Here is a 20,201-nt window from a genome sequence, read left to right as displayed (position 1 = left end):
GCTGAGTAGGATATTTACCATGGCTAACGCAGATCTAGATAAACAACCGGATTCTGTTTCATCAGTGCTGAAAGTGTTCGGCATCTTGCAAGCACTGGGCGAGGAACGCGAGATCGGCATTACTGAGCTTTCCCAACGGGTAATGATGTCCAAAAGCACCGTCTACCGTTTTCTGCAGACCATGAAGTCGCTGGGGTATGTCTCACAGGAAGGGGAATCGGAAAAATATGCGCTTACTCTCAAGCTGTTTGAACTCGGCGCCAAGTCGCTGCAGAACGTCGATCTGATCCGCAGCGCCGATATTCAGATGCGCGAGCTGTCGAATCACACCCGTGAAACCATTCACCTCGGTGCGCTGGATGAAGACAGCATTGTCTATATCCATAAAATCGACTCAATGTATAACCTGCGTATGTATTCACGCATCGGTCGCCGTAACCCGCTGCACAGCACCGCTATTGGTAAGGTGTTGCTGGCCTGGCGCGATCGTGCTGAAGTGGAAGAAATCCTGTCGCAGATTGAATTTACCCGCAGTACGCCGCATACCCTTACCAGCGCCGCTGCGCTGCTGTCGGTGTTGGATCAGGTTCGTGAGCACGGGGTGGGCGAAGACATTGAAGAGCAGGAAGAGGGGCTACGTTGCATTGCGGTGCCGGTATTCGATCGCTTTGGCGTGGTGATCGCCGGGCTGAGCATCTCGTTCCCCACCATCCGTTTCTCTGAAGATGCCAAGGCGGATTACGTTAAACGTCTGCATACCGCCGCGCGCAACATTTCCGAGCAAATGGGCTACCACGATTACCCATTCTGAGCCCGCCGGCGTTGGATGAGTCAAGGCACGGCCTGCCGTGCCTTCATTGTTTGGCACTTGCCGTGCGCCAGGCGATTGCCGAAATAAATCAACGAACCGCTACCGCAGACATAAAAAAACCGGAGCATCGCAGCCCCGGTTTTTTATTGCGGACGAAACTTACTGGTGAGCCAGTTCCACTTCGTCTTCGCTGTCCATGATACTTTTGTCCGTCTGCTTCATCAATTGGCTGGTGACGGTGCCGGCGGTCATTGAACCGCTGACGTTCAGCGCGGTACGGCCCATGTCGATCAGCGGTTCGACCGAAATCAGCAGGGCGACCAGCGTGACCGGCAGGCCAAGCGCAGGCAGCACAATCAACGCGGCGAAGGTAGCACCGCCGCCCACACCGGCAACGCCGGCGGAGCTGATGGTGACGATACCCACCAGCGTGGCGATCCACACCGGGTCTAACGGGTTGATGCCAACGGTTGGGGCAACCATCACCGCCAACATCGCGGGATAGAGGCCGGCACAACCGTTCTGGCCAATGGTGGCACCGAACGAAGCGGAGAAGCTGGCGATGGACTCAGGTACGCCCAGACGGCGAGTCTGCGCTTCGACGTTCAGCGGAATGCTGGCGGCGCTGGAGCGGCTGGTGAAGGCGAAGGTGATGACCGGCCAGACCTTGCGGAAGAATTTCGCCGGGTTAACGCCGGTAAAGGCCAGCAGCAGGGCGTGTACCCCAAACATGATTGCCAGACCGAGGTAAGACGCCACCACGAAGCTGCCGAGTTTGACGATGTCGTGGATGTTGGAACCGGCCACCACTTTGGTCATTAACGCCAGCACGCCGTACGGGGTCAGTTTCATCACCAGACGCACCAACTTCATCACCCAGGCTTGCAGGGTGTCGATAGCCACCAGTACGCGCTGGCCTTTCTCTTTATCGTCTTTCAACAATTGCAGCGAAGCCACGCCCAGGAAGGCAGCGAAGATCACTACGCTGATGATCGAGGTCGGGCTGGCACCGGTCAGATCGGCAAACGGATTTTTCGGCACGAACGACAACACCAGCTGAGGTACGGTCAGATCCGCCACTTTACCGACGTAGTTGCTCTGGATGGCCGCCATGCGCGCGCTTTCTTGCGTGCCTTGCACCAGGCCTTCCGCGGTCAGGCCAAACAGGTTGGTCACCAGCACACCCACCAACGCGGCGATAAGCGTGGTGAACAGCAGAGTACCGATAGTCAGGAAACTGATTTTGCCCAGTGAAGAGGCATTATGCAGCTTGGCCACCGCGCTCAGGATTGAGGCGAATACCAGCGGCATCACGATCATTTGCAGCAGTTGCACATAGCCGTTACCGACAATGTTGAACCAGCTGATGGATTCTTTCAGTACCGGGTTGTCCGAGCCATACACCAGTTGCAGGCCCAGGCCGAACACTACGCCCATCACCAGGCCGACCAGTACTTTTTTCGCCAGGCTCCATTGCTTATGGCGGGTTTGCGCCAACAGCAAAAGGAGGGCGACAAAAACCACCACGTTAATTACCAGCGGAAAATTCATCCCCAATGTCTCCAATCATTTTTCTTATATAAAAACGGCTACGCACCAACGTGTAGCGATACCAAATATCGTAACAGTTTGCGCAACGGCTCACTTATATCCAAATGGAATTTGATATAACTTTGAATATGGATTTGTTTGATTAATATACTTTGTGAATATTTAGTGGCCGATTTTTTGTGATCACAGTCTGATATTTTTGATTTGTTCAAAATAGGACTGCACTGGAATAGTGCAATCCCCTTGCCAGTAAATGGCGAAAGCCACCAGGCACAGGCACAGGGCGCGCTCCAATTGGTTGCCTTTCTGAGAATTTAGCACCGGCAGGCGAAAACGCCAGCGACAGGGCCAAAGCAACGGCACGCCGGCAGGGGTGAGCATGTCGGCCAACAGGTGGCTGAAATAGCCAATGATCATTGCATGCAGCACGTCGGGCGGAATTGGCCAACTGCGCGGCACGTCTAACTGGAACAGTGCCATACCGCCGACGATCGCCAGCAGGCTGTGGGTGAAACCGCGATGCCCAAAGGCACGGGAGATGGGAATGGCGATCCATCGCAGGCGTTGGCCCAGTACCGATTTGGGGTGATCGATATCGGGCAGCAGTGAGGTCAGCAGCGCGGCAGGAATGATGTGCCACCAGTCTCCGGTGGCCAGTTCTGGAGTCACTTCGGCCTTCTTGGCGAAAATCGCGCAAGCGACAGAGAAAATAAGATGTCCTTCCGCGGTCATGCTGCTGTTGTTCCGGCTGGTAAACTGTTAATTTATCCAGTATATGGGAAAATTCCCAGTAGCGGAAGCAGTTACCCTGTAACTAATTGTTTATTTTCCCCGGTTTTACAAGGAGTTGTTACGTAACGCGATGATACATTGCGCGTTGTGATAACCGCGGAGGTAAAAAAGGCTCTGTAAGCAGAGCCCGGTGCGGATAAACTTCACGTCAGCGCGCCAGCCAACCGCCATCGACCGCGAGGGTATAGCCGTTAACGTAATCCGACGCGTCAGAGGCCAGAAATACCACCGGCCCCATCATGTCTTCCGGCAGGCCCCAGCGCCCGGCCGGGATACGCTCCAGAATCTCCAGGTTACGATCCTCATCGGCACGCAGCTGCTCGGTATTATTGGTGGCCATGTAGCCGGGGGCAATGGCGTTGACGTTAATGCCATGCTTAGCCCATTCGTTGGCCAACAGCCGCGTCACACCCATCACTGCACTTTTTGATGCGGTGTAGGATGGCACGCGAATGCCCCCCTGATAGGAAAGCATTGAGGCGATATTGATGATTTTACCGCCGCCGCCTTGCCGGATAAACTGCCTTGCCGCCGCCTGTGCCATGAAAAACAGGGTTTTTATATTCAGGTTCATCACATCGTCCCAGTCTTTTTCACTGAAATCGATGGCGTCGTCGCGCCGGATGATGCCGGCGTTATTCACCAAAATGTCAATGTGACCGAATTCGGCGATGGCATTTTCCAGCAGGGGCGGGATGACATCGATGGTGCTCAGGTCAGCGTGCAGATCGAGAAAACGCCGACCGAGTGCCGTGACCTTGTCCTGAGTCTGCTGCGGGCGGCTACGGTTGACGCCGATGATATCGCAGCCCGCCTGGGCCAGACCCACAGCCATACCTTGGCCCAAGCCGGTGTCGCAGCCGGTCACCAGCGCCACCTTACCGGTTAAATCAAAAGAATCAGCAATCATAATCATACTCTCTCACCACGCGGCAGGGTGCCGCGCAGCCATGACAGGGGAAAGGAGATCAGCGCAGTTCACTGACGGCAACGTGGTCCATATCGCCAAAGATCTGGTTCTCGCCAATCATGCCCCAGATAAAGGTGTAGCGCTGGGTGCCTACGCCGGCGTGAACGGACCAGCTTGGCGAGATCACGGCCTGCTCGTTATGCACCAACAGATGACGGGTTTCCTGCGGGTGGCCCATCATGTGAAATACCGCCGTTTCGGCATTCATATCGAAATAGAAATAAACTTCCATGCGTCGTTCGTGGGTGTGGCAGGGCATGGTATTCCACAGATTGCCGGGTGCCAGTTTGGTCAGGCCCATGGTGAGCTGACAGGTCGGCAGCACGTCCGGCACGATGAATTTATTAATGGTGCGGCGGTTGCTGGTGGCGTCGTCGCCGAGCGTCTGGGGGGAGGCTTCTGCCAGTGTGATTTTGCGATTCGGGTAACGGGTATGCGCCGGGGCGCTGTTGTAGTAGAACTTGGCCGGGTTAGCCGGGTCGAGGCTACTGAAGCCGACGTTCTGAGCGCCCTGGCCGACATACAGGGCTTCTTCATGGCCAATTTCGTAGGTTTCGCCGTCAACGATAATGATCCCAGCGCCACCGATATTGATTACGCCCAGCTCGCGGCGCTCCAAAAAGTAACTGACGCCAAGTTGTTGACCTACTTCACTGCCGATAGTCACCGTTTTGCTTACCGGGTTGATGCCACCGATGATGATGCGGTCAATGTGACTGTAGGTCATGGTGTAGCTGTCGGCTTCGAAGATTTTCTCGATAAGAAATTCGCGGCGCAGGCCGGCGGTGTCGAGCTGTTTGGCGTGATCGCTATGAATGCTTTGACGGACGTCCATCTCAATGCCCCTTTGGCTAAAGAAACGCGGGAGAAAGCGCCGAACGGCAGGGTTGCGCTGCGTGGCAGTGACAGCGCTCGCCGACTACCCGGCGCTTTCTCGATGTCCCAGCATAGAGATGGCGGCACGTTAATTCAATAAAAATGAAATAATGTTTTATTTATTTTTTGACCTAAGGCATGCTTTTGAAAATTAGTGGGGGGAATCTGAAGATAAAAGAGAGGCAGGGCGGCAGCGGGATAACGCCGCCGCGAAGATTACGCCAGATGTGCGGGCGTGAGCTGTTCGAGGGTATCGAGCTTATGGTCCGCCAGTGCCCAGCGCGTGTCGTGGCGATACTCTTGCGCCGGGATGACGATTGAACGCATTCTCGCGGCCTTGGTGGCAATCATGCCGTTGAACGAGTCTTCCAGCGTGATGCAGCGCAACGGATCGCTGCCGAGACGTTCGGCGGCGATAAGGTAAACTTCCGGGTGCGGTTTGCTGTAAGGCAGAGACTCGGCGGACACCAACTGGTCGAAATACCCCGCCAGATCGAACATCTTCAACACTTGTTGTTGCATGTGCAGTGGCGATGCGGAGGCCAGGCCGATATTCAGATCCAGGCTGCGACACAGTTCCAATGCCTGTTGCACGCCCGGCAGCAACGGCCGTTTTTCATGCACCAGTTCAATGGCGCGTTCGATAATCCGTGCAGAGACTTGCTCCAGCGAAACGCCTTGCCACGGCATGGCCTGATACCACATTTTTACCACCAGATCGATGCGCAGCCCGAGGGTGTCCGGCAGTTTATGGCGGTCAGACAGATCCAGCCCCAGTGCGCCGAAGATATCCAGTTCCGCCTGTAGCCACAGAGGTTCTGAGTCGATCAACAAACCGTCCATATCAAAAATAGCGGTCTCAATGCGTTGCGAATAGGCCATTAGCGATTAACTCCTGCCGGGGTCGGTGAATGTACCCGCCACTTTATCATCGCCGGGAACCAGACTAAAATTTTTGCCTGCCTGATTGCGCCGCATTCGCTTTGGAGGCCTTGCCGAAGCGCAGGATACGCCACAGATCTCGCAGTTTTGACCACCAGCGCCGGTGCTGTTGCTCGGTAACCTGTTGCAGCATGCGCGCATAGTCCAGTACCAGCCCCGGCGTCCAGGTCATGCTCTCGCCACGGCTACGCAGCATCGCCAGCATCCACAGATGAGGGTCGAGGATCAAAAACAGAAAACGACGCCACAGAGGCTTGTCGCCCAGCACGCCCTCCAGCGCACTGTCCAGCGCCAGAATCACCGCGGTGGAACAGTTGCGGCGCGTCAGGTTGTAGGTTGTGTCCTGGCGATACCCTTGCCAGAAGGCATGCAAGGCGGCCGGGTTATAACGGCGGAACCGGATTTTTTTGTCGGGTGCGCACCAGGCTGCGACTTCTTGCTGCAAGCCGGGCAAAAAGCGGCCGTCGACGTTATTTTGCTCGCCGGAGTGCAGTAACTGACGGAAATCTTGCACTGAATGGCTGATGTCATTAAGCGGATAATGGCTGATGTACAAATCCGGTTCCAGCGCCAGAGCAGCATGCCCGGTGGAGATATTGCCGCCGCCATCCACCGCTGCGATATAGCGGTCAACAATGTAGCGCCGGCGCGCATCTTTCGCCGCCGCCACCGGCGTCCAGACATAGACCGTCAAGGGATCGGCCTGAGCCGTTAGCGCAGCGGCAGGCGGGTGTCGGTTCAGGGAAAAACTCTCCAGCCGCTGCGCTATGCGCAACACCGCCCAACCCGACAGCAAAAGCATGACGCCGACGCAAAAGGGGACCGTCATGCGGTGCGGCACCGGCCAGTCGGTAAAAATAAATAGCGACAGCAAGATTTCGAAGCCGCCGGCCAGCGCGACCGGTTTCCAGCGGCTGTGCTGGATAAGGGTAGAAGAGGCGATACGCACGGAACCGTCCAGCAACAACGCGCTGCCGAACACCAGCGTGGCGACAATGTTGTCGTCTGCCGGGACATCCAGTACCAAAAAGGCCATCATCAGAAATCCCAGGCCCTTCAGTAATACCGGTCGGCTGGCGGCGGAGCCAATCACCAGCGCGGCGGAGATCGCTACCAAACCCTCGAGCGCCAGCACCACTGCCAGTGCATCCAGCGCCAACACCGAACGGCCATCTTCGAGCACGTCAACTAACATCAACGAACCGGCGGCCATCCATGCACAGCCAAACAACAGCAACGCGCGCCGCTGACCGTGCAGCGCCTGTGGGCCCAGTAACAGGATAATCAGGCGAATCATTACGCCCCCTTTCAGAATGATTGCATTAACTATGATAGCCATTTAATGAGAATGCGTTGTCGCCGTTAAGTTGTTGAAAACGGCCAATCCCGGCTACGCTTGTAGCACAGCGAGGCGAAAGAAAACGGTGGGCGAGTTTCAGTAACTACAGGTAGACTTAGCCAATTACGGTTACGTCGCTTACAAGGGGAACACATGACGTATCAACAGGCTGGGCGCATCGCCATTGTGAAACGAATTCTTGGCTGGGTGGTTTTCATCCCCGCGTTGCTGTCAACGCTGATCTCGCTGCTGCTGTTTTTCTATCAACACAGTGAGAAGACCAAAGGCATTAATGCGGTGATGTTGGATTTCGTCCACGTGATGGTGGATATGGTGCGCTTCAATACGCCGTTCCTGAATATCTTCTGGTATAACTCGCCGGTGCCGGACGTAGCGAGAAGCCTGTTCAGCGGTGCCAATCTGATGTTTATCATTATCTATTTTTTGATTTTTGTCGGGCTGGCGTTGCAAGCCTCAGGTGCGCGCATGTCGCGCCAGGTGAAGTTTATCCGCGAAGGCCTGGAGGACCAGATGATTCTCGAACAGGCCAAGGGCGATGAAGGGCATACGCGCGCGCAACTGGAAGAACGCATTACGCTGCCACATCACACCATTTTTCTGCAGTACTTCCCGCTGTACATTTTGCCGGTGGTGATCGCGGTAATTGCCTGGTTCGTCATCAAGTTACTTGGTCAATTGGCCGGCGCGGCTTAAGGCGAGGCTAAGTCAAGGCGCTGCATTCGGCGCCTTGACACTATCGGACTTGAGGGTGCAGCAATGCTTCTACCGCACGCTGGGCCTTGACCAGATGCTGGCCGCCGAACAGATTGCTGTGGTTAAGCAGGTAATACAGCTGGTACAGCGGTTGGCGTTCAATAAACCCATGTTCCAATGGCCAGACGCTTTGGTAACCGTCATAAATCTGCGGCGGCAGCTCAGGGTATAGCGGCAGCATCGCCAGATCGCATTCGCGATCGCCCCAGTAGCTGGCGGGATCGAACAGGATCGGGCCGTTGGTAGTCATACCGCAGTTGCCCGGCCACAGGTTGCCGTGCAGCAGTGAAGGCTGCGGCTGATGGTGCTGCAGGCGCAGATACACCACGTCGATAATTTCATCAATATCACCAAAGGTCATGCCTTTCTCCGCCGCCAACTGCAGTTGCCAGCCAATGCGCTGTTCGGCAAAGAATTCCGACCAGCGGCGTTGCCAGGCGTTGGGTTGCGGAGTGGTGGTCAGATCGTTATCGAAGTCGAGGCCGAACTGCGGCTGTTCGCTCCATTTGTGCAGATGGGCCAGCTGTTGGCCGAGGCAATGAGCGCCGTGGGCGTCGAAGGGTTTCAGCGGCTGGTACTCGAGCAGCAGGAAGCTGTAGTCACGATCGCTGCCGACGCCATAAACCTGCGGCACCCGCACGGTTTTACTGCGTGCCAGCAATGCCAGTTGATCGGCTTCAGCGGTAAAGATCGGCAGCATTTCGCGGGCATCGCATTTGACAAATACCTCGTTGTCACCGTAACTCACGCGCCATGCCGGGTGGATTTCTCCCCCGGGCAGTTCAGTCCTTTCGCGGATGTCTGCGCTGCCAAGATGTTCACTTAACAGACGGCTAACGGCTTGCCACATGGTACACCCCCTCTGTGTTGCCTGCGAATTCATTAGGTTAGCGTCTTTACCGTTCCGAAAACACGACCTGGCGCACACTGGCGCCAATGGCAGGCGATTTTTTCGCCATTCGCATTTGCTCAAAGTATATACGCTATTGATTCATTTAAGCACGCAGCCTATTGCAACTTTGCGGCGCCGGAGCGATGTTTATCCGGCTGGTGGCAAGGGTGGGGATATAAGATAATTTTTCTAATCAATAGGATGAGGAAGTCATGGCGCAGAAGCAGCAATGGCAGCACGGCGAATACCTGATCGATACGGATAAGAGTGAATTAGATTTGGCGTTCACCCACGCATTTTTGACCACCTCGAGCTGGGCGTCTGGTATTGCGCGGGAGACGGTGCAACTTTCCATCGACAACAGCCTGTGTTTTGGCCTGTATCATCACCGGCAACAGATAGGTTTTGCGCGTCTGGTGACGGATTACGCTACCTTCGGTTATCTGTGCGATGTGTTTGTCGCGCCGGATTATCAGGGGCAGGGGCTGGCCCGCTGGCTGATGGACTGTATGCTGGAACACCCGACGCTGCAACGGCTACGGCGCATTATGCTGGTGACGGGCACCGCGCCGTGGCTGTATCAAAAAGTGGGATATGAAGCAGTAAATCGTCAGGACTATGTCTGGCATATCGTCCGTCCAGATATCTACCGGCAGCAATAATGATAAGCGGCGGTGAGAGTGCGCACCGCCGCCAGCGTTAGGGCTTCTCGTTGAGTAACGCCTCTTCGTGACGTTGTAACGGCCTGAGTTTGCTGTAGAGCAGGGCGATAACAAACACAATCGCCTGAACGATCACAATGCAGGGGCCGGTCGCGCCGTCGATGTGAAAGCTGATCAGGGTGCCGAACACGCAGGAGAATACCGATACCAGAGTTGCGATGATCAGCATGCGATCGAAACTGCGGCACAGCATAAAGGCAATGATGCCCGGGGCTATCAGCATCGCAATGACCAGAATCACCCCGACGGCTTGCAGCGAAGCGACAATGGTCAGCGCCAGCAAGCATAGCAAACCGTAGTGCAATAGCTTCACCGGCAAACCAATCACCCTGGCATGGCTGGGATCGAAACAGTAAAGCATCAGATCCTTGCGCTTTAGCAGTACTACCACCAGCGTAATGCCGGCAATCAGCAGCGTTTGCTTCAGCTCCGCGTCGGTAATGCCCAGCATATTGCCGAACAGGATGTGGCTCAGATGCTGGTCGGTATCGACGCGGGAAAACAGCACCAGCCCGAAGGCGAACATGCCGGAGAAAACGATGCCCATCACCGTGTCCTCTTTCACCCGGCTGTTCTCTTTCAGATAGCCGGTGGCCACCGCGCAGAAAATGCCGGAGAAAAATGCACCGATAACCACCGGGATGCCAAGCACGAATGCCACGACGATGCCGGGCAGCACGGCGTGCGAGATGGCATCGCCCATCAGCGACCAGCCTTTGAGCACCAGATAGCACGACAGCACCGCGCACACCCCGCCGGTAACGATAGCGGCCAGGATCGCCCGCTGCATAAACGGGTAGGCGAAGGGCTCACTGAGCAGTTGATACAGGGTTTCCATCAGTGGCCTCCGTTTTGTTCACGGGCTACGCGGCGTCGGGACGCCAGCAGGCCGTGCTTGGGTGCGAAGAAAAACGCCGCCAGGAACACCAGCGTCTGCAGGGTCACAATCACACCGCCGGTAGCGCCGTCGAGGAAGAAGCTCAGATAGGCGCCGATACCGCTGGTCAGCGCGCCGATGACGATGGCGATGATCACCAATCGGCTAAAGCGGTCGGTCAGCAGATAGGCGGTGGCGCCCGGCGTAATCACCATGGCGATCACCAAAATCGCTCCGACGGTTTGTAATGCCGCGACGGTACAGGCGCTGAGCAGGGTGAAGAACAGAATTTTCATCCGCAGCGGCGACAGGCCAATCGACACCGCGTGGTTTTCGTCAAAGAACACCGCCAGCAGATCTTTCCACACCAGGCATAGAATCAGCAGCGAGACGCCGATGATAATCTCGACCTGCAGCACGTCTTCGTCGGCGATGCCGAGAATATTGCCGAAGATAATCGACTGCACGTTAATCGACGTAGGATTGAGTGAAATGATCAGCAGCCCGACGGCGAAGAAGGTTGAAAAAATAAAGCCGATGATCGCGTCTTCACGCAGGCGGGTGACGTGGCGCACCAGCGTCATGGCCAGCGCGGCCAGCATGCCGGTGAAGAAGGCCCCGGCGGCGTACGGCAGCCCAAGGGCATAGGCCCCGGCGACGCCGGGCACCACCGAGTGCGACAGTGCATCGCCCATCAGCGACCAGCCTTTCAGCATCAGATAAGCCGATAGAAACGCGCAGGCGGCGCCAACGATGGCGCTGACCCAGATGGCTTTGACCATGTAGTTGTAATTGAAGGGTTGCAGCAGAGTTTCCAGCATCAGGGGTGTTTCTCCTTTGGCTGGCTTTGCGCAGGAGGGTCGCTTTTGGTATGGCCATAGAACACCGCCGGGCGTTCGTCATCGGTCAATACCGTCACGGTGCGCGGATCGTTATCGTCGTGCAGATCCGGGCCGGACAGGTTGATATGGCGCAACACGCCGCCGAACGCCTGTTCCAGATTGCTTTGGGTAAAGGTGGTTTCGGTTGGGCCGGCGGCCAGCACCGTGCGGTTAATCAGGATCACCCGGTCACAAAATTCCGGCACGCTACCCAGATTATGGGTGGAAACCAGGATCAGGTGACCCTCGTCACGCAACGCGCGCAGCAGATCGATAATCGCGTTCTCGGTTTTGACGTCGACCCCGGTGAAGGGTTCATCCAGCAGCAGCACGGAACCTTGCTGCGCCAGCGCTCGCGCCAGGAATACGCGTTTTTTCTGCCCGCCGGAAAGCTCGCCGATCTGGCGGGTGCGCAGTTCGCTCAGACCAACGCGCTCCAGCGCTTTATCGACGCGTAATCGATCTTCCCGAGCGGGAATACGCAGAAAATTCATCTTGCCGTAGCGGCCCATCATCACGACATCTTCCACCAGAACCGGGAAGTTCCAGTCGACGTCTTCGGTTTGTGGGACGTAGGCAATAATATTTTTCTTCAACGCATGCGCCACCGGTTTGTCGTTCAACTGCACACGGCCGGTGGTGGGCTTGACCAGCCCCATGATGCTTTTGAATAGCGTCGACTTGCCGCTGCCGTTGACGCCCACTAACGCGCAGATGGCACCGCCGCTCAGGTTAAAACTGGCGTTGTGAATCGCGGTATGGCCGTTGTTGTAGGTAACGGTAACGTCATCAACGCTCAACTCAGGGCGGACAAAAACCTCGGTGGTCATTGATCAAATCCTTTGGCGATGGTTTGTACTGTGACGTTCAGCAGGTCTATATACGTCGGTACCGGGCCGTTCTGGGTGGATAGCGAGTCGACATACAGCACGCCGCCGTATTTCGCCCCGGTTTCTTTCGCTACCTGCTTGGCCGGCTTGTCGGAGATGGTGCTTTCGCTGAACACCACCGGAATGCGGTTGGCACGTACGGTATCGATGACCCGGCGAACCTGCTGCGGTGAACCTTGCTCGTCGGCATTAATGGGCCACAGATAGACTTCTTTCAACTGATAATCTTTCGCCAGATAGCTGAATGCGCCTTCGCTGGTAACCAACCAACGTTGGGCTGCGGGAATACGCGAAAGGCGCTCGCGCAGCGGGGCGTCCAGCGCGCTGATTTTGGCGGCATAGGCTTTGGCGTTGCGGTTATAGGTTTCTGCGTTGGCCGGGTCGTGCTGCACCAGCGCTTTACGGATGTTTTCTATATAGATCAGCGCATTGCTGGCGGACATCCAGGCATGCGGATTCGGGTTGCCATTATACGGACCTTCGTGGATGGGCAGCGGGGTGATGCCTTCGGTCACCACGGCGGCGGGTACTTGTTTGATATTCTCGAAGAAGCGTTGGAACCAACGTTCGAGGTTCATGCCGTTCCACAGGATCAGGTCGGCGTGCTGCGCTTTAACGATATCGCGCGGCGTTGGCTGATAATCGTGGATTTCCGCTCCCGGCTTGGTAATGGACTCGACCACGGCGGCATCGCCGGCCACGTTTTGAGCGATATCCTGAATGATGGTAAAGGTCGTCACCACGCGCAGTTTCTTTTCTGCTAGTGCGGCATTACTGGCGAGGCCCGCAGCGAACAGCAGACACAGCAGGGCAAAAGGGCGGTAAAAGGCTCTGACCTGAATGAGTGACTGGCGGGGAAAAACACGTTGTTTCAAAGGCATGGTGACATCTCCTGGCTCAAATGAAAATGATTATCAATATCAATTGAAGCGAAGTCAAGCGTCACCTTTAAGCTGACGGCAGGCTATCAATCCATTGAACCAATAATACCGTCAGGTGAGTTATAGCATTTTATGTATCCGTATGTAACCGCTTAACGTACTCCTCATAGAGAGCTATGTCGACCTCCGGGGTTTTCCCCAAGGCAACTTCACCGAGCTTCTGCGCCAACTGTTGAACATCTTCTTGATTCAATGGAGTTATAAACGCAAAACTGTTGCTGCCCAACTGATGCGGAACGCCCTGTTCGTCTGTCACCGAAGTGACAAATCCATCACGGGTTAATTGTCCGGTAAGCTTGGCCAAATCAGCCAATCCTTCTTCCTGATAGTGGAAAGTCACCACAAAACACGTCGTTGCAGATTGACTCATAAATCACCTCTTGGTATATGGATAGCTTGAGATTAGACCAAAAAAATCATGCAGGCGTCCTTACAAGTTGTATATGCTACGCAACCCATTGAAAGGAGTGAGGGATTCTGTGAAAACAAAAATCGGTTGCCTGACGGCAATGTTGCTTTTGTCGGGGTGCGCCAAAGACCCGCAAACGACAAGTACTATTTCAGGCAGTGGCACATCGCGTGGCGGTTGGTTAAAAACTCCCCCGCAGGCACCGGTCAACCGAACGGGAACACCGGTAGCCTATAACGATTACATTCGTCAGGCCGCCAGCAGTTATGGCGTCGACGAAACGCTGATTAAAGCGATTATTCAGGTGGAGTCCGGGTTCAACCCGAACGTGGTCAGCACCTCGAATGCCGTGGGATTAATGCAGCTGAAACCTTCTACCGCCGGGCGCGACGCCTATCGTCTGAAAGGAAGAAGCGGGCAGCCCAGCTCGCGTGAGTTGAAGGATCCGGCGGTTAATATTGATCTGGGAACGGCCTATATCAATATTCTTCAAAGCCAGCAGCTAGCCGGGATCAACAACCCACAGACCTTGCAGTACGCCACCATCGTTTCTTATGTCAATGGGGCTGGCGCCATGTTGCGCACGTTCGCATCAGACAAGCGGGTGGCGGTAAACCGCATTAATCAGATGAGCCCGGATGAGTTTTATCAGCACATCCAGAAAAAGCATCCGGCCCCACAGGCGCCGCGCTATTTATGGAAGGTGACGACGGCCTACCAGGCGATGTCGCAGTAAGCTTTATTTCTTGCTAAAACCGGTCGCCCGCAGCGGCCGGTTTTTCTTTTCGGCGCGGCCATATCGCGACATCTCTCTCATATTTCGTTATTTCCCATTCTGTTACCTCAAAAACCGCACAAATAGTTAAATTTACATTAGCGGATAATTCTTTACGTTCATTCAATAAGTTACCGGTAACATTTTGGCTTGAGTTCACAAAGTAACCTTCAAAAAATAGACAAATACGTAACAAATTATTTTTAAATCCCGCAATGATCACAAGGTTGAGGTTAAATAGTTGTGATTATCTTTGGATGGAATGTGACATGTCGGACGATAAAACTAACAACTCACGGCGCGATTTCCTGCTGAAATCGATGACTTTAATTCCCGCAGCGGTGATTGGCGGCAGCGGCGTCAGCGCCCTGACGGCACCCATGCCTGCTGTCGCGGCTACAGACACCCCAACGGACTACCAGCCCACGTTTTTCACTCCGGAAGAATGGGCATTTATCAAGGCCGCCGCAGCGCGCCTGATCCCGGCTGACGATCGCGGCCCAGGTGCGCTGGAAGCCGGCGTGCCGGAGTTTATCGATCGCCAGATGAATACTCCGTATGCCACAGGTTCAATCTGGTACATGCAAGGGCCTTTCAACCCGGATGTGCCGAAAGAGATGGGTTACCAGCTGCCGCTGGTGCCGAAACAGATATACAACCTGGGTATCAGTGACGCGGATGCCTACTGCAAGAAAACCGCCGGCAAACCCTTTGCAGAGCTGGACGCCGCACAGCAGGATGCGTTGCTGCAAAAATTTGAGTCTGGTGAGGCAGAATTCTCACAGTTGCCTTCCAAGCTGTTCTTCTCCTACCTGCTGCAAAACACCCGCGAAGGTTTCTTCAGCGATCCGATCCATGGCGGTAACAAAGACATGGTCGGCTGGAAGCTGATTAATTTTCCGGGCGCACGCGCCGACTTTATGGACTGGGTTGAGCGAGGGGAACGCTATCCCTTCCCACCGGTATCAATTCGTGGGGAGAGGGGATAACGATGGCAACGGTAATGAAAAAAGTAGACGCGGTGATCGTCGGTTTCGGCTGGGTCGGCGCGATCATGGCCAAGGAACTGACCGAGGCGGGTTTGAACGTGGTGGCGCTGGAACGTGGCCCGATGCGCGATACTTATCCGGACGGCTCCTACCCGCAGGTGATTGACGAGCTGACCTATAATATCCGCCGCAAACTGTTCCAGGATCTCTCGAAAAGTACCGTGACCATTCGGCATAATACCAGCCAGACTGCGGTGCCTTATCGCCAACTGGCGGCATTTCTGCCGGGCACCGGCGTGGGCGGGGCGGGCTTGCACTGGTCCGGGGTGCATTTTCGCGTTGACCCGATCGAGTTGCGCATGCGCAGCCACTACGAAGAACGCTACGGCAAGAGTTTTATCCCGAAAGACATGACTATTCAGGACTTCGGCGTGACTTACGACGAGCTGGAGCCGTTCTTCGATAAAGCCGAAAAAGTGTTTGGCACTTCCGGCACCGCCTGGACCATCAAGGGCCAGAAAGTGGCGCAGAAGGGCGGCAACCGCTTTGCGGCCGATCGTTCCAGCGATTTCCCGCTGCCGGCGCAGAAGAATACCTTCTCCGCCCAACTGTTCGAGAAGGCGGCGCTGGAGGTAGGTTATCACCCGTATAATCTGCCTTCCGCCAACACGTCGGACTCCTATACCAACCCTTACGGTGCGCAGATGGGGCCGTGCAACTTCTGCGGTTTCTGCAGCGGCTACGCCTGCTACATGTATTCCAAGGCATCGCCTAACGTCAATATTTTGCCGGCGTTGCGCATGGAAAAACGCTTCGAATTGCGTACCAACGCCAACGTGTTGAAAGTGAACCTGAGCGCCGACAAATCCCGCGCCACCGGCGTGAATTACGTCGATGCGCAGGGCCGCGAGATCGAACAGCCGGCGGAGTTGGTGATCCTGGGGGCCTTCCAGTTCCACAACGTGCACCTGATGCTGCTGTCCGGCATCGGCAAACCTTACGATCCGGTGACCGGCGAGGGTGTTGTCGGGCGTAACTTCGCTTATCAGAACATGACCACCATCAAGGCGTTCTTCGACAAGGACGTGTTCACCAACCCGTTCATCGGTGCCGGTGGCAACGGCGTCGGGGTGGACGATTTCAACGCCGATAACTTTGACCATGCCAAAGAAGGTTTTGTCGGCGGTTCACCGTTCTGGGTCAACCAGGCGGGCACCAAACCGATTTCCGGCTTGCCGACGCCTCCGGGCACCCCGGCCTGGGGCAGCAAGTGGAAAGCGGCGGTGGCGGACGCTTACACCCATCACGTGTCGATGGACGCCCACGGCGCGCATCAGTCGTACCGCAGCAATTATCTGGATCTCGACCCCACCTACAAGAACGTGTTTGGTCAGCCGCTGCTGCGCATGACGTTCGACTGGCAGGAAAACGACGTCAAGATGGCGCAATTCATGTACGACAAAATGGCGCCGATCGCCAAAGCGATGAACCCGAAACTGATCGCCGGCAGCCCGAAAAATGCCAACAGCCATTTTGACACCACAAGTTACCAGACCACGCACATGAACGGTGGTGCGGTGATGGGCGAAGATCCGAAGACCAGCGCGGTAAACCGCTATCTGCAAAGCTGGGACGTGCACAACGTGTTTTCCATCGGGGCTTCAGCCTTCCCGCAAGGGCTGGGTTACAACCCGACCGGTACCGTGGCCGCGTTGGCATACTGGTCTGCCCGCGCTATTCGCGAACAGTATCTGAAAAACCCAGGCCCTTTGGTGCAGGCATAAGGACGGCGATTGATGAAAGCATTTGTTCCCGCACTGGTTCTCAGTGCACTGAGTTTTTCCGTTTGGGCGCAGGACGCGACGGTCAGCAGCGAATTGATCAAACGCGGCGAGTACCTGGCGCGCGCCGGTGACTGTGTGGCCTGCCACACCAACGGTAAAAGCGGTAAAGAGTTTGCCGGCGGTTTGGCGATGGAAACGCCGATCGGCACCATTTACTCCACCAATATTTCGCCGGATAAAAAAACCGGTATCGGTGATTACAGTTTTGAGGACTTCGACAACGCGGTGCGCAAGGGCGTAGCCAAAAATGGCAGCACCTTGTACCCGGCGATGCCTTATCCGTCGTTCGCGCTGGTGAAAGAGGACGACATGCGCGCCATGTATGCCTATTTCATGCACGGCGTGCCGCCGGTGGAGCAGGCCAACAAGGATTCCGACATTCCCTGGCCGCTGTCAATGCGCTGGCCGCTGAGCATTTGGCGCGGCATGTTTGCGCCGACGCCGGCGGATTTTGTCGCTGACGCCAAAGCCGATCCGGTGATCGAGCGCGGGCGCTATCTGGTGGAAGGGCTGGGACACTGCGGTGCCTGCCATACGCCGCGCAGCATTACCATGCAGGAAAAATCGCTGAGCAATAACGACGGCGACAATTACCTGTCCGGCAGCAACGCGCCGATTGACGGTTGGGTAGCCTCCAGCTTGCGTGGCGACAATAAAGACGGGTTGGGAAGCTGGAGCGAAGCCGAACTGACCGAGTTCCTGAAAACCGGCCGCAACGACAAATCCATCGTGTTCGGTGGCATGAGCGACGTGGTGGAGCACAGCCTGCAGTATCTCAGCGATGAAGACCTGACGGCGATCTCGCGCTACCTGAAAACGCTGCCGCCGAAAGACGGTAAGCAGCAGGCGGCACCTGTCGAGGACAGCGTTGCCAAGGATCTGTGGCGCGGTAACGACAGCAAGCCTGGAGCGGCGTTGTACGTCGATAACTGTGCGGCTTGCCACCGTACCGACGGTGTGGGCTACAAACGCGCCTTCCCGGCGCTGAAGGGCAACCCGGTGGTGCAAACCGACGATGCGACCTCGTTGATCCACATCGTGCTGACCGGCAATACCACGCCTGCGGTGAAAGGGGCTGTGTCCAACATCACCATGCCGCCGTTTGGTTGGCGCCTGAATGACCAACAGGTGGCGGACGTGGTCAACTTTATCCGTTCCAGCTGGGGCAACAGCGCCAAGCCCATCGATGCTTCCGACGTGGCCGGCGTGCGTAAAGACCGCTCGATGATCCGCGACGAGAAGGCTATGGGGAGCGCCGAAGTGCCGGAGCACCCGGACGCCAACAAGTAAACCGCCAGGGGCCTCAAGGGGCCCCTGTTTTTTCGCCTCTCACCATCCATTCCCGCACTGAAAATCGTTCATGAAGCGCGCACTTAGCCGCCAAGAGATAGACCCGAGCAGCGTTTTTAATTATCCTTTGCCGTCCTTTTATCAAGCACAAGAATGAAATACTGCATTAATTCCTTGATTAATGTTAAAAAATTCGCGGAGAAGGATATCCCATTGAGCGCAATCGTTGTCGCTGAAGAGTAAGGTGAGCTTTCCTATGAGTACGATTTCTCCCGATTCAGGTACGCAGGCCGTTACCCCATCGGCCAAATGGAACAAAACCGATACGGTGTGGATGTTTGGTCTCTATGCCACCGCTGTCGGCGCAGGTACGTTGTTCCTGCCCATCAATGCCGGGTTGAACGGCCCGCTGGTGCTGTTACTGATGGCACTGTTTGCTTTTCCTCTGACCTACTTGCCGCATCGCGCACTGAGCCGCTTTGTGCTTTCCGGCTCCAGCCGCGACGGCAATATCCATGATGTGGTGGTCGAGCACTTTGGCGTGCTGGCGGGAAAAATCATCATGGTGTTGTACCTGATGGCGTTCTTCCCGATCGTGCTGGTATACAGCATTTCGATTACCAACGCCCTGGACAGCTTCCTGATCCATCAGTTTCACCTGACGCCGTTGCCGCGCATCTGGCTGAGCCTGGCGGTGGTGGTGGTGCTGAATCTGGTGTTGTTGCGCGGTAAAGACGCGATTGTCGCGGCGATGGGCATGCTGGTGTTTCCGCTGTTGGTATTCCTGATGGGCATTTCGCTGTACCTGATGCCGACCTGGCAGACGGCGAACTTCGTCAGTGGTCTGGCCAACACCCAGTTCAGCAGCCCGGATTTGTGGCATTCGTTATGGCTGGCGGTACCGGTGATGGTGTTTTCCTTCAGCCATGCGCCCATTATTTCGTCCTTCGCTTCTACCCAGAAAAGCCTGTATGGCGACAAGGCCGAACGCCGCTGCGCACGCATCATGCGTTACAGTTACGTGCTGATTTGCGTCACCGTGCTGTTCTTTGTTTTCAGCTGCGTGCTGAGCCTGTCTCATGCGGACATGCAGCAGGCGAAAGATCAGAACATCACCGTGCTGACCACGTTGGCGAACAAATTCTCCAATCCGCTGATTGCCTATCTTGGCCCGGTGATGGCGATGTTGGCGATGGCCAAATCTTACCTTGGCACCTCGCTTGGCGTTACCGAAGGGGCGACCAGCCTGATTGACGGTTTGACGCGGGCGGTCGGTAAGCCGTTAAGTTCGCGCATCACGCACCGCCTTTCTGCCGTACTGTTGTTCCTGCTGACCTGGGCGGCCACGGTGTGGAACCCCAGCGCGTTGCATATTATCGAAACTATCAGCGGCCCGTTGATTGCGGTAATCCTGTTTATTTTGCCGATGTATGCCGTGCGTGCGGTACCTGCGATGCGCCGCTACCGTGCGCTGAGCAATATTTTCGTGCTGGTGATGGGGCTGATTGCGCTTTCTGCGCTGATTTACGGCCTGGTTTAACCTCTATGGCGCGCCGAAACCGGTGCGCCAAGCTTCCCTCCTGATTCACATCCATTTTCAATTAAAGCGTAATCTGCTTAGCGTTATCTTTGATAA

General features: G+C 55.8%; 20 protein-coding genes. 8 read left to right on the top strand and 12 right to left on the bottom strand.

The window, feature by feature from the left end:
* Positions 1 to 19 precede the first annotated feature (19 nt).
* Positions 20 to 811 carry a DNA-binding transcriptional regulator KdgR gene (kdgR, locus tag QZQ97_RS07505; protein ID WP_311992933.1) on the top strand — a complete coding sequence of 264 codons (792 nt, stop codon included), beginning with the start codon at positions 20 to 22 and terminating at the stop codon, positions 809 to 811.
* 159 nt (positions 812 to 970) lie between these two features.
* On the opposite strand, the gene QZQ97_RS07500 is transcribed toward kdgR, so the two are convergent.
* From QZQ97_RS07500 to QZQ97_RS07475, 6 genes are all read right to left on the bottom strand, one after another.
* The gene (locus QZQ97_RS07500; RefSeq protein WP_006320323.1) at positions 971 to 2,362 is read right to left on the bottom strand and encodes an L-cystine transporter; all 1,392 of its coding nucleotides are present in this window, start codon (positions 2,360 to 2,362) and stop codon (positions 971 to 973) included.
* A 183-nt stretch (positions 2,363 to 2,545) separates the two neighbouring features.
* Positions 2,546 to 3,094, bottom strand: coding sequence for a metal-dependent hydrolase (locus tag QZQ97_RS07495; protein WP_311992932.1), 549 nt, complete (start codon positions 3,092 to 3,094; stop codon positions 2,546 to 2,548).
* 208 nt (positions 3,095 to 3,302) lie between these two features.
* The gene (gene kduD / locus QZQ97_RS07490) at positions 3,303 to 4,064 is read right to left on the bottom strand and encodes a 2-dehydro-3-deoxy-D-gluconate 5-dehydrogenase KduD (RefSeq protein WP_311992931.1); all 762 of its coding nucleotides are present in this window, start codon (positions 4,062 to 4,064) and stop codon (positions 3,303 to 3,305) included.
* A 58-nt stretch (positions 4,065 to 4,122) separates the two neighbouring features.
* Positions 4,123 to 4,959, bottom strand: a complete 837-nt coding sequence (gene kduI, locus QZQ97_RS07485; RefSeq protein ID WP_311992930.1) for a 5-dehydro-4-deoxy-D-glucuronate isomerase — start codon at positions 4,957 to 4,959, stop codon at positions 4,123 to 4,125.
* Positions 4,960 to 5,216: 257 nt separating this feature from the next.
* Positions 5,217 to 5,882 carry a hexitol phosphatase HxpB gene (hxpB, locus tag QZQ97_RS07480; protein WP_311992929.1) on the bottom strand — a complete coding sequence of 222 codons (666 nt, stop codon included), beginning with the start codon at positions 5,880 to 5,882 and terminating at the stop codon, positions 5,217 to 5,219.
* 64 nt (positions 5,883 to 5,946) lie between these two features.
* Entirely contained in the window at positions 5,947 to 7,239 is a 1,293-nt protein-coding gene (locus tag QZQ97_RS07475; RefSeq protein WP_311992928.1) for an HdeD family acid-resistance protein, read from the bottom strand.
* A 195-nt stretch (positions 7,240 to 7,434) separates the two neighbouring features.
* Between QZQ97_RS07475 and QZQ97_RS07470 the strand changes: the two genes are divergently transcribed.
* Positions 7,435 to 7,995 carry a YniB family protein gene (locus QZQ97_RS07470; protein WP_311992927.1) on the top strand — a complete coding sequence of 187 codons (561 nt, stop codon included), beginning with the start codon at positions 7,435 to 7,437 and terminating at the stop codon, positions 7,993 to 7,995.
* A 40-nt stretch (positions 7,996 to 8,035) separates the two neighbouring features.
* On the opposite strand, the gene QZQ97_RS07465 is transcribed toward QZQ97_RS07470, so the two are convergent.
* Positions 8,036 to 8,905 carry a fructosamine kinase family protein gene (locus tag QZQ97_RS07465; RefSeq protein ID WP_311992926.1) on the bottom strand — a complete coding sequence of 290 codons (870 nt, stop codon included), beginning with the start codon at positions 8,903 to 8,905 and terminating at the stop codon, positions 8,036 to 8,038.
* A gap of 254 nt (positions 8,906 to 9,159) precedes the next feature.
* Here QZQ97_RS07465 and QZQ97_RS07460 point away from each other — a divergent pair, with 254 nt between their 5' ends.
* Entirely contained in the window at positions 9,160 to 9,609 is a 450-nt protein-coding gene (locus tag QZQ97_RS07460; protein WP_311992925.1) for a GNAT family N-acetyltransferase, read from the top strand.
* Positions 9,610 to 9,646: 37 nt separating this feature from the next.
* Here the strand turns inward: QZQ97_RS07460 and QZQ97_RS07455 are convergent, their stop codons facing one another.
* The 5 genes from QZQ97_RS07455 to ghoS form a co-directional block, all read right to left on the bottom strand.
* Complete coding sequence (locus tag QZQ97_RS07455) at positions 9,647 to 10,507, bottom strand: metal ABC transporter permease (RefSeq protein WP_311992924.1); 861 nt, start codon at positions 10,505 to 10,507, stop codon at positions 9,647 to 9,649.
* Positions 10,507 to 11,367 carry an iron/manganese ABC transporter permease subunit YfeC gene (gene yfeC, locus QZQ97_RS07450; protein ID WP_311992923.1) on the bottom strand — a complete coding sequence of 287 codons (861 nt, stop codon included), beginning with the start codon at positions 11,365 to 11,367 and terminating at the stop codon, positions 10,507 to 10,509. The genes QZQ97_RS07455 and yfeC overlap by 1 nt, the downstream gene beginning before the upstream one ends.
* Positions 11,367 to 12,257, bottom strand: a complete 891-nt coding sequence (locus QZQ97_RS07445; protein WP_311992922.1) for a manganese/iron ABC transporter ATP-binding protein — start codon at positions 12,255 to 12,257, stop codon at positions 11,367 to 11,369. The genes yfeC and QZQ97_RS07445 overlap by 1 nt, the downstream gene beginning before the upstream one ends.
* The gene (locus QZQ97_RS07440) at positions 12,254 to 13,198 is read right to left on the bottom strand and encodes a metal ABC transporter substrate-binding protein (RefSeq protein ID WP_311992921.1); all 945 of its coding nucleotides are present in this window, start codon (positions 13,196 to 13,198) and stop codon (positions 12,254 to 12,256) included. The genes QZQ97_RS07445 and QZQ97_RS07440 overlap by 4 nt, the downstream gene beginning before the upstream one ends.
* A gap of 130 nt (positions 13,199 to 13,328) precedes the next feature.
* Positions 13,329 to 13,628 carry a type V toxin-antitoxin system endoribonuclease antitoxin GhoS gene (gene ghoS / locus QZQ97_RS07435; RefSeq protein ID WP_311992920.1) on the bottom strand — a complete coding sequence of 100 codons (300 nt, stop codon included), beginning with the start codon at positions 13,626 to 13,628 and terminating at the stop codon, positions 13,329 to 13,331.
* Between the two features lie 109 nt (positions 13,629 to 13,737).
* On the opposite strand from ghoS, the gene QZQ97_RS07430 reads away from it, so the two are divergent.
* From QZQ97_RS07430 to QZQ97_RS07410, 5 genes are all read left to right on the top strand, one after another.
* Positions 13,738 to 14,403: a transglycosylase SLT domain-containing protein gene (locus QZQ97_RS07430; protein WP_311992919.1), complete on the top strand. Its 666-nt coding sequence runs from the start codon at positions 13,738 to 13,740 to the stop codon at positions 14,401 to 14,403.
* A gap of 308 nt (positions 14,404 to 14,711) precedes the next feature.
* Entirely contained in the window at positions 14,712 to 15,431 is a 720-nt protein-coding gene (locus QZQ97_RS07425; protein WP_311992918.1) for a gluconate 2-dehydrogenase subunit 3 family protein, read from the top strand.
* Positions 15,432 to 15,433: 2 nt separating this feature from the next.
* A complete protein-coding gene (locus tag QZQ97_RS07420; protein ID WP_004943573.1) occupies positions 15,434 to 17,215 on the top strand; it encodes a GMC family oxidoreductase in 1,782 nt (593 codons plus the stop codon).
* 12 nt (positions 17,216 to 17,227) lie between these two features.
* Positions 17,228 to 18,565, top strand: a complete 1,338-nt coding sequence (locus QZQ97_RS07415) for a c-type cytochrome (protein WP_311992917.1) — start codon at positions 17,228 to 17,230, stop codon at positions 18,563 to 18,565.
* A 256-nt stretch (positions 18,566 to 18,821) separates the two neighbouring features.
* Entirely contained in the window at positions 18,822 to 20,105 is a 1,284-nt protein-coding gene (locus tag QZQ97_RS07410; RefSeq protein ID WP_311992916.1) for an HAAAP family serine/threonine permease, read from the top strand.
* Positions 20,106 to 20,201: the final 96 nt, after the last annotated feature.

Source organism: Serratia sp. root2 (assembly GCF_031931805.1).
In the GTDB taxonomy this organism is placed as follows: domain Bacteria; phylum Pseudomonadota; class Gammaproteobacteria; order Enterobacterales; family Enterobacteriaceae; genus Serratia; species Serratia inhibens.
The sequence above is the reverse complement of the archived record's forward strand: the minus strand, read 5'-3'. Positions and strand labels throughout refer to the sequence as shown.

Bases quoted from the DNA above. Each gene is read 5' to 3' on its own strand.
- kdgR (WP_311992933.1), top strand. From the start codon at position 20: ATGGCTAACGCAGATCTAGATAAACAACCGGATTCTGTTTCATCAGTG.
- QZQ97_RS07500 (WP_006320323.1), bottom strand. From the start codon at position 2,362: ATGAATTTTCCGCTGGTAATTAACGTGGTGGTTTTTGTCGCCCTCCTT.
- QZQ97_RS07495 (WP_311992932.1), bottom strand. From the start codon at position 3,094: ATGACCGCGGAAGGACATCTTATTTTCTCTGTCGCTTGCGCGATTTTC.
- kduD (WP_311992931.1), bottom strand. From the start codon at position 4,064: ATGATTGCTGATTCTTTTGATTTAACCGGTAAGGTGGCGCTGGTGACC.
- kduI (WP_311992930.1), bottom strand. From the start codon at position 4,959: ATGGACGTCCGTCAAAGCATTCATAGCGATCACGCCAAACAGCTCGAC.
- hxpB (WP_311992929.1), bottom strand. From the start codon at position 5,882: ATGGCCTATTCGCAACGCATTGAGACCGCTATTTTTGATATGGACGGT.
- QZQ97_RS07475 (WP_311992928.1), bottom strand. From the start codon at position 7,239: ATGATTCGCCTGATTATCCTGTTACTGGGCCCACAGGCGCTGCACGGT.
- QZQ97_RS07470 (WP_311992927.1), top strand. From the start codon at position 7,435: ATGACGTATCAACAGGCTGGGCGCATCGCCATTGTGAAACGAATTCTT.
- QZQ97_RS07465 (WP_311992926.1), bottom strand. From the start codon at position 8,905: ATGTGGCAAGCCGTTAGCCGTCTGTTAAGTGAACATCTTGGCAGCGCA.
- QZQ97_RS07460 (WP_311992925.1), top strand. From the start codon at position 9,160: ATGGCGCAGAAGCAGCAATGGCAGCACGGCGAATACCTGATCGATACG.
- QZQ97_RS07455 (WP_311992924.1), bottom strand. From the start codon at position 10,507: ATGGAAACCCTGTATCAACTGCTCAGTGAGCCCTTCGCCTACCCGTTT.
- yfeC (WP_311992923.1), bottom strand. From the start codon at position 11,367: ATGCTGGAAACTCTGCTGCAACCCTTCAATTACAACTACATGGTCAAA.
- QZQ97_RS07445 (WP_311992922.1), bottom strand. From the start codon at position 12,257: ATGACCACCGAGGTTTTTGTCCGCCCTGAGTTGAGCGTTGATGACGTT.
- QZQ97_RS07440 (WP_311992921.1), bottom strand. From the start codon at position 13,198: ATGCCTTTGAAACAACGTGTTTTTCCCCGCCAGTCACTCATTCAGGTC.
- ghoS (WP_311992920.1), bottom strand. From the start codon at position 13,628: ATGAGTCAATCTGCAACGACGTGTTTTGTGGTGACTTTCCACTATCAG.
- QZQ97_RS07425 (WP_311992918.1), top strand. From the start codon at position 14,712: ATGTCGGACGATAAAACTAACAACTCACGGCGCGATTTCCTGCTGAAA.
- QZQ97_RS07420 (WP_004943573.1), top strand. From the start codon at position 15,434: ATGGCAACGGTAATGAAAAAAGTAGACGCGGTGATCGTCGGTTTCGGC.
- QZQ97_RS07415 (WP_311992917.1), top strand. From the start codon at position 17,228: ATGAAAGCATTTGTTCCCGCACTGGTTCTCAGTGCACTGAGTTTTTCC.
- QZQ97_RS07410 (WP_311992916.1), top strand. From the start codon at position 18,822: ATGAGTACGATTTCTCCCGATTCAGGTACGCAGGCCGTTACCCCATCG.